Genomic DNA, 10,474 nt, shown 5'->3' with positions numbered 1-10,474 from the left:
GCCGCGATGGCGGCGGCGTCGCGGCGGGCCCTGATCACGGCGACGGCCTCCCCGAGCGGGAGGGTGGGATCGGGCTCGTCCGGCACGGTGACCGCGGTCGGCAGCCCGTGCGCCAGCATCGTGAGCAGCGCGCCGCTCTTGGTCGTCACCCCGGCGGTGAAGGGCAGGACCCCCGCGTCCGCCGCGTGCAGGAGCTCCGACACCCGGGCGGCGGGCAGGTGCCCGGTGAACGTGACCGCGCCGGCGACGCCGTGCCGCGCGGCCAGCGCCTCCAGTTCCGCGCGGAAGGCCCGGGCCTCGGCCTCCGGCAGCGCCTGGGAGGTGAAGCCGCCCACGACCAGCAGGCGCAGGCGGGGACGGGCCGCGCGCAACGTGGGCAGGGCCTCGATGAGCTGCCGCACGCCTTTCACGGGGTGCACGAACCCGAAGAAGGCGAGCAGCGGGTCGTCCCGCCCCATGCCGAGCCGGTCCCGCACCCGCACGCGCGCCTGCCGTCCGCCGCCGTAGTCCACGACGTTCGGCGCCAGCGGCACCTCCACGGCGGCCGTTCCGACGCGCCGCCTGACCTGCCGGGCGTGGGAGGCGTTCGTGACCACCACGAGGGCGCTGGCGGGCACCAGCCGCCCGGTCTCCCGGTCCCAGAGGCGGGCGCGTTCCAGGGGCCGCCAGACGGGGCCCGGCACCCATCCGGGGGCCGCCCACCAGCCGTACTCGTGCAGGGTGGTCACCAGCGGCGCGCCGGGCGGCAGCAGGGGCGGCAGCAGTCCAGGCAGCCCGGAGAACCGGTAGGCCGAAGGGGCGAACTGCACGTGGACCACGTCCGGGCGCAGCCGCCGCACCCGCCGCGCGGCGTCGAGAGTGGCCGGCAGCCAGTGCCAGGGGGATCGGGCCCCCGGCGATCCCACGGGCACCCTCACCGCCTCGACTCCGGCGTCGCCGAGCGCGCCGACGAGCCGTTCGACGTAGTCGCCGACGCCGTCGCGGTCGGCGGGCCCGGGACCGTGGACCATGGCCACGCGGATCCGGCCGTCCTCCGTCACGGTCACCGTCCCCTCCTCGGCGTCGCTGCCGGGGAGGTGCCCGAGGGACTTTCAGGGCAAACCATACGTTTATTGGGCTTTATGTCCCTTTTTCGAGGGGTACCCGCAGGAAATGGAGCATCCCGCGGCGCTCGCCGGGCCGCCGGTCCCGTGGCGGAGGCTCGCCCGTGTGCTCGTGATCCGCCCCGACAACCTCGGCGACGTCGTGATGGCCGGCCCGGCGCTGCGGGCGCTGCGGCGGGCGCCCCCCGCGCCCGGCTCGATCTGCTGGCCGCCCCCCGCGGGCGCCGCCGTGGCCGGGCTGCTCCCCGAGGTGGACGGCGTGCTCACCGCCTCGGTCTCATGGCAGAAGACGGGCGGGGAGGACGTCCCGGTCACCGACGACCTGGATCTCGTCGAGCGGATCGGCTGGGGCGGCTACGAGGCGGCGGTGATCCTGACCTCGTTCTCCCAGGCCCCCTGGCCGGCCGCGTACCTCTGCCGGCTCGCCGGGGTGCCCGTACGGGTCGGCATGTCCAAGGAGTTCGGCGGGGTGGGGCTGACCCACTGGGTGCCCTCGCCGCCCGACGAGACCCACCAGGTGGACCGCGCGCTGCACCTGCTCGAACGGGTGGGCGTCCCTCCGGTCGAGGGCAGGCTGCACGTGCGGGTGCCCGCCGAGGCGGCCCGTACGGCCCGCCGCCTACTCGGCGCCGGCTCCGGAGGGGACGGTCGCGGAAGGCGGCCGTGCGTGCTCATCCTCCCCGGGGCCTCCTGCTCCGCGCGGCGCTACCCGGCCGACCGGTTCGCCCGGGTGGCCGGGCTGCTCACGGCCGCCGGGCTGCGGGTCCTCGTGGCGGGCACGGCCAGGGAGGCGCCGCTCGTCGAGGCCACCGGCGCCGGCGTGCCCGGCGCGGTCCTGCTGCCTGGCCGGGTCGACGTACCGGTCCTGGCGGCGCTCATCGACGCCGTCGACGTGGTCGTGTGCAACAACAGCGGCGGGGCGCACCTGGCCGGCGCGCTCGGCACGCCCGTGGTCGTGCTGTTCGCCGGCACCGAGCAGGTGGAGCAGTATCGGCCGCGGTTCGGCCCGGCGTCGATCCTCACGGTGCCCACCGCGTGCTCGCCCTGCCGCCAGTTCGCCTGCCCGTTCGCCCTCGACTGCCTCGACATCCCGCCCGAGCAGGTCGCGGCCGAGGCGCTGCGCCTGGCCGACGAGCGCGGCGGCCCCTGGTGGCGGACCCCGGCGGGCACGCGGGACGCCCGATGACGACGGCCCCGGAGAGCGACGCGCTGATCGCGGCGCCGGACACAGCGGGGGACACACCGCCGGACAGCGGGCGGGACGCGGCACGAGGCCCGGCGCACCGCACTCGGGTCCCGGCGCGGGACGGGGCGCAGGTCGTCGCACGGGACACGGTGCCGCGTCTGTCGTTCCTCGTGGTCGGCACACCGAGGTCGGGCACCACCGTGACCCAGCGGCTGTGCTGCGAGCTGCCGGACGTGGCGATGCCGCCCGAGACCCACTTCCTGCACCTGTTCGCGCCCGGCCTGCTCGCCAGGCGGCGCTTCCCCCTCACGTGGCCGGAGGTGCGCGACGAGCTGAGCCGGTTCGAGGCGCTGCCCACCTCGGCGGGCCTGCGCCTCGACCGCGCCCGGATGTTCGAGCTGCTCGGCCCGCGCTGCGACCGTCTGATCGACCTGTTCTCCGCGCTGGTCGTCGCGCTGTGCTCGCCGTGTTCCCTCACCGCGCGGTACGGCGAGAAGACGCCGGAGCACCTGCTGTGGTGGCGGGCGATGACGTCGGCCGACCCCGCTCTGAAGATCGTCGGGGTGGTGCGCGATCCGCGTGCCGTGGCCGCCTCGCACCGGGCCGTTCCCTGGGGGATCCGCGATCCGGGCGAGCTCGCCGAGGAGTGGGCCTTCGACCAGCGGTCGCTGCGGGCCGCCCGCCACCGGCTCGGGCCGCGGCGGTGCCTGGTGGTGCGCTATGAGGATCTGGTCGCGGCCCGGCCGCCTCCCGGGCCGCTCGCGGACCGCCCCGGCCGATGAGAGCGGCGCCCCGGGGCCGATAGCCTGGGTGCGTGCCCGACTCGCCGTACACCGATCTCGACCGGCCCCCGCTGTCCGAGACCGCGCTGACCAGGGCGCTGGTGCGCCCCGGCTCGCTGTGGTCGTCCGTACGCGTCGTCGAGCGGACCGGGTCCACCAACGCCGACCTGGCCAGGACCGTGCGTGAGAGCCCGGCAGAGGGCGCCGTGCTGGTGGCGGAGTCGCAGTCCGCCGGCCGGGGCAGGCTCGGGCGCCCGTGGACCGCGCCGCCGCGCTCGGGGCTGACGTTCTCGATGCTGCTGCGGCCGGAGGTGCCGATGGCCCGGCAGGGCTGGCTGGCGCTGCTGGTCGGCCTCGCCGCAGCCTCGGCCGTACGGCGGATCGCGGAGATCGACGTGCGGCTCAAGTGGCCCAACGACCTCATGGTTGGGGAGCGCAAGCTCGCCGGGATCCTGGCCGAGCGGGTGGACCGCATGGTGGTCGTCGGCATGGGGCTCAACGTCTCGCTGCGGCCGGAGGAGTTGCCCGTGGACCGGGCCACGTCCCTCGCCGTCGAGAACGCCGCCTGCACCGACCGCGACCCGCTGCTGCGCGCGATCCTGCGGGAGGTCGAGTCGCACTACCGCGACTGGACGGCGGCCGACGGCGACGCGGACGCCTCGGGCCTGCGTGCCGCCTACCTCGCGTGGTCGTCCACCGTCGGCCAGGAGGTCAGGGTCGAACTGCCCGGCGAGCGGGTGCTGACCGGCCTGGCGACCGGCGTCGACGCGTCCGGCCACCTGCTCGTACGCGCCGAGGACGGAGAGCACACGCTCAGCGCGGGCGACGTCGTCCACGTCCGCCGTGACACGTCCCGGGAGAACGGCGCCGCAGGCTGACCGAACGCATGCATTCCACCGGCGATCGTGTCACGATTTGCGCCATGGGTCTCCCCGATCAATATCTGGCCGACGGCGAGCGGGTCGTTCTATCGTTCCATCCGCACTGGAAGCGGCTGATCCTGCCGATCCTCGCCCTCATCGTCGTGCTGGCCGCCGCCGTCGCGGCCTTCGTCCTCATCCCCGGCGACTACGAGTACGCGGGGTACGCCCGCGGCGCGGTGGCCGTGGTCGCCTTCGTCGCGCTGGTCCTGTGGACGATCGTCCCCTACCTGCGCTGGGTGACGACGTCCTACACGCTGACCTCGCACCGCTTCGCGATCAGCACCGGAGTGCTGAACAAGTCGGAGGACGACATCCCGCTGGCCAAGGTGAGCAGCGTGAGCTCCGACCAGCGGCTCATGGAGCGCGTCCTGGGATGCGGCACGCTCCGGGTCGAGTCGGCGTCGGAGAAGGGCGACATCGACTACCGCGACATCCCCCAGATCCAGCGCGTACGGCACGAGCTGTTCCGGCTGGTGGAGGACGCCGCGGACGGGAACATCGACGGGGACTGAGCGCGGCGCGGCCTGCGCGCCGTGCGGGGGAGGGGGACGTGGACACAAGCGGGCGGCCCGGCGCCGACGACATGCGGCGGCTGTTCCTGGGGCCGGCGCCGGCCTACACCCGGAGGCAGGTCGCAGAGGCGGCCGGCATCCCGCAGGACCTGGCCGCGCGGATCTGGCGGGCCCTCGGCTTCGCCACGTTCGCCGACGACGCCGTGGCGTTCACCGAGGCCGACCTGGAGGCCCTGCACCGCATCCGCGACCTGCTCGACGCGGAGATGCTCGACGAGCGGACCGTCATCCGCATGGCCAGGGCCCTCGGCCGTACGACCGCGCGGCTCGCCCAGTGGCAGGCCGAGATCATGGTCGACGCGCTGATCGAGCCCGGCGCGCGGGCGGGGGAGGACGCGCTGCGGCAGGTGATGGACACGGTCAGCCGCCTGCTGCCGGACTTCGAGCAGACGCTGGTGCACGTCTGGCGCTCCCAGCTCGCCGCGACCGCGAGCCGGCTGGTCTCCCTCGCCGAGCCGGGCGAGGACGTATCGCCGACCCGGCCGAGGCTCGCGGTCGGGTTCGCCGACCTCGTCGCCTTCACCCGCGTGTCCAGGGAGCTGGACGAGCTGGCGCTGGCCGACCTGGTCGAGGGGTTCGAGTCGCGGGCCTCCGACGTGATCGCCGCGCACGACGGGCGGCTGGTCAAGACGCTCGGCGACGAGGTGCTCTTCACCGCCGCCGACCCGAGGACCGCGGCCCTCATCGCGCTCGACCTGCTCGACGAGCTCAAGCGGGACGCCGAAGGCCCCGACGTGCGGGTCGGGCTGGCGTACGGCCCGGTGCTCCCGGCGATGGGCGACGTCTTCGGCACGACCGTCAACCTGGCGGCCCGGCTGACGGCGATCGCCAGGCCCGGCACGATCCTGGCCGACAGCGAACTGGCCGCGGGCCTCGCCGGTGCGCCCGGCGTCGACCTGGTCAAACTCCGCCGCCGTCCCGCGCGCGGGCTCGGCGTGGTGGAGCCGTATGTTCTGAGGAGATCCAGCCGAGAAAGTTGAGGTGCAGGACATGCCGTACGAAGTCCAGGGCGTGGTGGCGCGCAGCAAGGGAGAGGCGGTGACGCTGGAGACCGTCGTCGTGCCGGACCCGGGGCCCGGCGAGGCCGTCGTGAACGTGCAGGCCTGCGGGGTCTGCCACACCGACCTCCACTACCGCGAGGGCGGCATCAACGACGACTTCCCGTTCCTGCTGGGCCACGAGGCCGCGGGCGTCGTCGAGGCGGTCGGCGAGGGCGTGACCGAGGTCGAGCCCGGCGACTACGTGATCCTCAACTGGCGGGCGGTGTGCGGGCAGTGCCGCGCGTGTCTGCGGGGCCGGCCGTGGTACTGCTTCAACACCCACAACGCGACTCAGAAGATGACGCTGGCCGACGGCACCGTGCTCAGCCCGGCGCTCGGCATCGGGGCGTTCCTGGAGAAGACCCTGGTGGCGGCCGGGCAGTGCACGAAGGTCAACCCGGCGGCCAAGCCGGCCGTCGCCGGCCTGCTCGGCTGCGGTGTGATGGCCGGCCTCGGGGCCGCGATCAACACCGGCGGCGTGACCAGGGGCGACACGGTCGCCGTCATCGGCTGCGGCGGCGTGGGCAACGCGGCCATCGCGGGCGCACACCTCGCCGGGGCCCGGACGATCATCGCGGTGGACGTGGACGACCGCAAGCTCGACTGGGCCCGGCGTTTCGGCGCCACGCACACCGTGAACTCCCGCGAGACCGACGCGGTGGAGGCGATCCGCGAGCTGACCGGCGGGTTCGGGGCCGACGTCGTGATCGAGGCGGTGGGCCGCCCCGAGACGTACAAGCAGGCCTTCTACGCCCGCGACCTGGCCGGGACCGTCGTGCTGGTCGGCGTGCCGACACCGGAGATGCAGCTCGAACTGCCGCTGCTCGACGTCTTCGGCCGCGGCGGCGCGCTCAAGTCCTCCTGGTACGGCGACTGCCTGCCCAGCCGCGACTTCCCCATGCTGATCGACCTCTACCTGCAGGGACGGCTCGACCTCGACGGGTTCGTCTCCGAGACCATCGGCCTCGACCAGGTCGAGGAGGCGTTCGGCAAGATGCACCGCGGGGAGGTGCTGCGGTCGGTCGTGGTGCTCTGACGCTCACGCGAGGGGCGGCGCTTGCATTGCCGAGTGCCGCCCCTTTCTGTGCCCTGGATCACGTAGGCAAGCCTTACCAAAGTGAGTTACCTTAGGTATGCCTAACCTTCCTGATGATCCCTGAGAGGCGACCCATGTACGTCTGCATCTGCCGCGCCGTCACCGAGAGCGAGGTGCACGACTGCATCGCCGAGGGGGCGAGGACGGCTCGCCAGGTGCGGGACGCCACCGGTGCAGGGGGGGACTGCGCGTCTTGTGTCCGGAAGATCTGTGCGATCCTGAAACGGTCAGAGGACCTGGTCACCAGCGCATAGATCGAGGAAGCTTATGCAGGGCGACAAAGAGATCATCGCGCTGCTCAACGAGCAGCTCACCTCCGAGCTGACCGCCATCAACCAGTACTTCCTGCACGCCAAGCTGCAGGAGAACTGGGGATATACGAAGCTCGCCGCCATCACGCGGGCCGAGTCCATCGACGAGATGCGGCACGCGGAGGAACTCACCGACCGGATCCTGTTCCTGGAGGGCCTGCCGAACTATCAGAAGCTGAACACCCTGCACATCGGACAGACCGTCAGGGAGCAGCTTCAGGCCGACCTGGAACTGGAGCTGGGCGTGGTCAAGCGGCTGCGGCCCGGGATCGCCCTCATGCGCGAGCGGGGGGACATCACCTCGGCCACGCTCTTCGAGCGCATCCTGGCCGACGAGGAGCACCACATCGACTACCTGGAGACCGAGCTGGGCCTCCTGGAGAGCCTGGGCGAGCAGCTGTACCTTCAGCGGTACGCGGAGCCGCCGTCGTCCTCCTGAGCCGCGCTCTCCTGATCCGGCGCTTTTCCGGGGCCGCCGCTCCCGGTCGCACGGGAAATCAGATGGACAACGCCCGCCGTCATCGTTTCGGCGGGCGTTTTTCATGCCATTATCCGCTTTCCAGCGACGAAGTTCGGAATGGTGGAGAATAGGGCAGAAGATCGCGTCGGTTGCGTGCTGACTATCCCGGATTTATCAGTGTTTGCCCAGGTCAATTGATGGGTCAACGACAAGTCAAAAGGCGCGCTGTAGCCGGGAAACGATCGCTTAAGGTCCTACGATCGCACCATGACCTGCGTACTTCTCGCCGAGGATGACACCTCGATATCCGAGCCGCTGGCGCGTGCCCTGCGCCGGGAGGGCTATCAGGTGGAGGTGAGCCCAGATGGCCCGCAGGCCCTGGAGAGGGCCTTGTCGGGGGGCGTCGACCTGATTGTTCTCGACCTCGGCCTTCCAGAGATGGACGGGCTGGAGGTCGCGCGCCGCATTCGCGCGGAGGGGCACGGGACTCCGGTCCTGATCCTCACCGCCCGCGTCGACGAAGTCGACACCGTCGTCGGTCTCGACGCCGGGGCCGACGACTATGTGACCAAGCCGTTCCGCCTGGCAGAACTGCTCGCCCGCGTGCGGGCTCTGCTCCGGCGCGGAACCTCGGAGACCCCGGTGGTGCAAGGCGTCCGCATCGACGCCGACTCCCGCCGGGCCTGGATGGGAGACAAGGAACTGCACCTGACCACCAAGGAGTTCGATTTGCTGCGCGTGCTCGTACGGGACGCGGGCAAGGTCGTCACCCGCGAGCAGATCATGCGCGAGGTGTGGGACACGAACTGGTGGGGGTCGACGAAGACACTGGACATGCACATCTCGTGGCTGCGCCGGAAGCTGGGCGACGACGCGGCCAAGCCGCGCTACATCACGACAGTCCGAGGGGTCGGCTTCCGTTTCGAGCGCGAGTAGCCGCCGTGGGGCGGTTCAGGGGGAGGGGCTAGCACGTGCGCCGGCGCCTGCTTTCCTCCATGCTGCTCGTCGCGGTCATCGCGGTACTGCTGTTAGGCGTGCCCCTGGGCGTGGTCGTCGTGCGCTTGATCAGCGACGAGGTCGCCCAGGAGCTTAGAACGGACGCGAGCCGGCTGCTGCTCGGAGTGGAGTACTCACTCAGCCAGGGCCAGGGGATCAGTCCGGACCAGCTCGCGCGGAACTACCCGGACCGATACCTCCAGGTGTTCGTCCGCGGGAAACCGCCGATCGTCGTGGGCTCGCCTCCACCGGCGGGCCGTGATCTGACCGAGGAGGCGCGTTCCGAGAACGGTTACGTACGCGTCAGCCGCGACGCGGCCCAGATCCAACAGGACACCCAGGCGCGGCTGGTGCTCATCATCGCGCTCGCGGTCGTGGCCCTCGGGGCCGCGATCGGGCTGGCCACCGTCACCTCGCTCGCCTGAGCCTGCCGCTCCAAGATCTCACCAGGATCGCCGGAGCGGCTGGGCTCGGGCGACGCGAGGCCGAGCAGGCACCGCTACGGGATCCCGGAGCTGGATCTCGTGGCCGAGGTGCTGGACCGCAGCGCGCTGCGGATCTCCGACCTGCTCGCCCGGGAACGCGAGTTCGCGACCGACGCCTCCCACCAACTGCGTACGCCGCTCACCGGGCTGAGCATGCGCCTGGAGGAGATCGTCGCGGCGGCCGACCAGCCCGAGGTGGTTCGCGAGGAGGGCGAGGCCGCGGTGGTGCAGGTCGAGCGGCTGACCGCCGTGATCGACGAACTGCTGGCCGCCGCCCGCCGCCAGCGTCACGCCCAGGCGGAGCCGATCGACGTGGACGACGTGGTGGGGCAGCAGATCATCGAGTGGGAGCCGGCGTTCCGCCGGGCCCACCGGTCGCTGGTGCTCGCGGGCGACCGGGGCCTCAGCGCCCTCGGCACGACCGGCGGGCTCAGCCAGGTGCTGTCCACCCTGCTGGAGAACTCCCTCAAGCACGGCGACGGCGTGCTGACGATCAACACATCGAGTACGGGCAGGTCTGTGGTGATCGAGGTGGCCGACGAGGGCCCGGGCATTCCGGAGGCCCTCGGCCACCGGGTGTTCGAGCGGAGCGTGAGCGGGGGAGGCGGCACGGGCCTGGGGCTCACCCTCGCCCGTGCCCTGGTGGCCGCCGACGGCGGGCGGCTCGAACTGGTCAAGCGCCGTCCGGCGACCTTCGCCATCTTCTTACGTCACACCCGCGACAGCGGCCGTCACCGTGTGGTGAGCGGTCCCGCCTGACGAAGGGCGGGTCAGCGGGTGGTGAGGGGGTCGGCCTGAGCCTTCACGTCGGGGTGGGGTCGCACGCCGGCCCTCTCGACGGCCCCCTCGGCGGACTCTTCGGCCAGCTCGGGGACGGCCAGGAACACCCACTTCTTGTACGACCAGAGGCGGAACAGCGTGCCGAGCCCCACGCCGACGAACTGGGCGATGTTGTAGCTCACCGCGTCGTGCAGGCCCAGCGAGTAGGTCACGAAGCCGATGATGAGCAGCGGGGGCAGCAGCCCGATGCCGTTCAGCAGGAAGAACAGGACGTACTCGCGTGCCAGGCCGCTCTGCTCCCGATGACGGTAGGTCCAGAAGCGGTTGCCCGCGTACGCGAACGTGGCGGCGACGATCGTGGCCACGACCTTCGAAAACAGCGGGCCCATGCCGACGCCGAACCGCAGCAGGTTGGTGCCGCCGAAGTCGATGACGAACGCGATCGCGCCCACCAGGCCGAACTTGATCAACTCGTGGATGAGCGCGGCGAACCGCTCGTAGGCACGCTGTAGAAACTGCACGTCCCGCACGGTCCTTCCTGATCGGCGGCCATGGTCGGCGGCGAGGTCTTCTCAGGCTACCGGTAGCAAGCACAAATCGGGGTCTTGCCGCAACCTTCACCCGCTTCGTCCCAGGTCACTAAAGAACATTTCAAGAAAAATCCTGCTATGTGGGATGAGCGGGCGCTCTTCGCACTACGCTCTCGCCCGACCAGGATCACTTCGTTCGGGGACGTGCGC

Annotated in this window: 13 protein-coding genes; 11 read left to right on the top strand and 2 right to left on the bottom strand. The window is 71.9% G+C overall.

From position 1 onward, the window contains the following. Positions 1 to 1,046 (bottom strand): glycosyltransferase family 4 protein (locus tag B1L11_RS22850; RefSeq protein ID WP_079316367.1); only part of this gene is annotated, 1,046 nt, incomplete at its 3' end. Positions 1,047 to 1,152: 106 nt separating this feature from the next. Here B1L11_RS22850 and B1L11_RS22845 point away from each other — a divergent pair. From B1L11_RS22845 to B1L11_RS51665, 11 genes are all read left to right on the top strand, one after another. Continuing rightward, complete coding sequence (locus B1L11_RS22845; RefSeq protein ID WP_079316366.1) at positions 1,153 to 2,289, top strand: glycosyltransferase family 9 protein; 1,137 nt, start codon at positions 1,153 to 1,155, stop codon at positions 2,287 to 2,289. After that, positions 2,286 to 3,071 (top strand): sulfotransferase, encoded by a 786-nt coding sequence (locus B1L11_RS22840; protein ID WP_143737463.1) that lies wholly within the window; start codon positions 2,286 to 2,288, stop codon positions 3,069 to 3,071. Before B1L11_RS22845 ends, B1L11_RS22840 begins: the two co-directional genes overlap by 4 nt. Positions 3,072 to 3,103: 32 nt before the next feature. Then, positions 3,104 to 3,949 carry a biotin--[acetyl-CoA-carboxylase] ligase gene (locus B1L11_RS22835; RefSeq protein ID WP_079316364.1) on the top strand — a complete coding sequence of 282 codons (846 nt, stop codon included), beginning with the start codon at positions 3,104 to 3,106 and terminating at the stop codon, positions 3,947 to 3,949. Between the two features lie 44 nt (positions 3,950 to 3,993). Beyond that, the gene (locus B1L11_RS22830) at positions 3,994 to 4,506 is read left to right on the top strand and encodes a PH domain-containing protein (RefSeq protein WP_079316363.1); all 513 of its coding nucleotides are present in this window, start codon (positions 3,994 to 3,996) and stop codon (positions 4,504 to 4,506) included. A 38-nt stretch (positions 4,507 to 4,544) separates the two neighbouring features. Continuing rightward, positions 4,545 to 5,546: an adenylate/guanylate cyclase domain-containing protein gene (locus tag B1L11_RS22825; protein ID WP_256862803.1), complete on the top strand. Its 1,002-nt coding sequence runs from the start codon at positions 4,545 to 4,547 to the stop codon at positions 5,544 to 5,546. A gap of 10 nt (positions 5,547 to 5,556) precedes the next feature. After that, the gene (locus B1L11_RS22820; protein WP_079316372.1) at positions 5,557 to 6,642 is read left to right on the top strand and encodes an S-(hydroxymethyl)mycothiol dehydrogenase; all 1,086 of its coding nucleotides are present in this window, start codon (positions 5,557 to 5,559) and stop codon (positions 6,640 to 6,642) included. A 113-nt stretch (positions 6,643 to 6,755) separates the two neighbouring features. After that, complete coding sequence (locus B1L11_RS22815; protein WP_306291692.1) at positions 6,756 to 6,956, top strand: bacterioferritin-associated ferredoxin; 201 nt, start codon at positions 6,756 to 6,758, stop codon at positions 6,954 to 6,956. Between the two features lie 13 nt (positions 6,957 to 6,969). Continuing rightward, complete coding sequence (gene bfr, locus B1L11_RS22810; RefSeq protein WP_030509436.1) at positions 6,970 to 7,452, top strand: bacterioferritin; 483 nt, start codon at positions 6,970 to 6,972, stop codon at positions 7,450 to 7,452. 288 nt (positions 7,453 to 7,740) lie between these two features. Then, a complete protein-coding gene (locus tag B1L11_RS22805) occupies positions 7,741 to 8,409 on the top strand; it encodes a response regulator transcription factor (RefSeq protein ID WP_030451323.1) in 669 nt (222 codons plus the stop codon). Positions 8,410 to 8,468: 59 nt separating this feature from the next. Next, entirely contained in the window at positions 8,469 to 8,894 is a 426-nt protein-coding gene (locus B1L11_RS51670) for a hypothetical protein (protein WP_256862802.1), read from the top strand. A 99-nt stretch (positions 8,895 to 8,993) separates the two neighbouring features. Then, the gene (locus B1L11_RS51665) at positions 8,994 to 9,713 is read left to right on the top strand and encodes a sensor histidine kinase KdpD (protein ID WP_256862801.1); all 720 of its coding nucleotides are present in this window, start codon (positions 8,994 to 8,996) and stop codon (positions 9,711 to 9,713) included. Positions 9,714 to 9,724: 11 nt separating this feature from the next. Here B1L11_RS51665 and B1L11_RS22795 read toward each other — a convergent pair whose 3' ends face one another. Next, positions 9,725 to 10,255 carry a GtrA family protein gene (locus B1L11_RS22795; protein WP_079316371.1) on the bottom strand — a complete coding sequence of 177 codons (531 nt, stop codon included), beginning with the start codon at positions 10,253 to 10,255 and terminating at the stop codon, positions 9,725 to 9,727. Between the last annotated feature and the right edge of the window lie 219 nt (positions 10,256 to 10,474).

This window comes from Microbispora sp. GKU 823, from assembly GCF_002027145.1.
GTDB lineage: Bacteria > Actinomycetota > Actinomycetes > Streptosporangiales > Streptosporangiaceae > Microbispora > Microbispora siamensis.
The sequence above is the reverse complement of the archived record's forward strand: the minus strand, read 5'-3'. Positions and strand labels throughout refer to the sequence as shown.

Bases quoted from the DNA above. Each gene is read 5' to 3' on its own strand.
- B1L11_RS22845 (WP_079316366.1), top strand. From the start codon at position 1,153: ATGGAGCATCCCGCGGCGCTCGCCGGGCCGCCGGTCCCGTGGCGGAGG.
- B1L11_RS22805 (WP_030451323.1), top strand. From the start codon at position 7,741: ATGACCTGCGTACTTCTCGCCGAGGATGACACCTCGATATCCGAGCCG.
- B1L11_RS22815 (WP_306291692.1), top strand. From the start codon at position 6,756: ATGATCCCTGAGAGGCGACCCATGTACGTCTGCATCTGCCGCGCCGTC.
- B1L11_RS22820 (WP_079316372.1), top strand. From the start codon at position 5,557: ATGCCGTACGAAGTCCAGGGCGTGGTGGCGCGCAGCAAGGGAGAGGCG.
- B1L11_RS22840 (WP_143737463.1), top strand. From the start codon at position 2,286: ATGACGACGGCCCCGGAGAGCGACGCGCTGATCGCGGCGCCGGACACA.
- bfr (WP_030509436.1), top strand. From the start codon at position 6,970: ATGCAGGGCGACAAAGAGATCATCGCGCTGCTCAACGAGCAGCTCACC.
- B1L11_RS22830 (WP_079316363.1), top strand. From the start codon at position 3,994: ATGGGTCTCCCCGATCAATATCTGGCCGACGGCGAGCGGGTCGTTCTA.
- B1L11_RS51670 (WP_256862802.1), top strand. From the start codon at position 8,469: ATGCTGCTCGTCGCGGTCATCGCGGTACTGCTGTTAGGCGTGCCCCTG.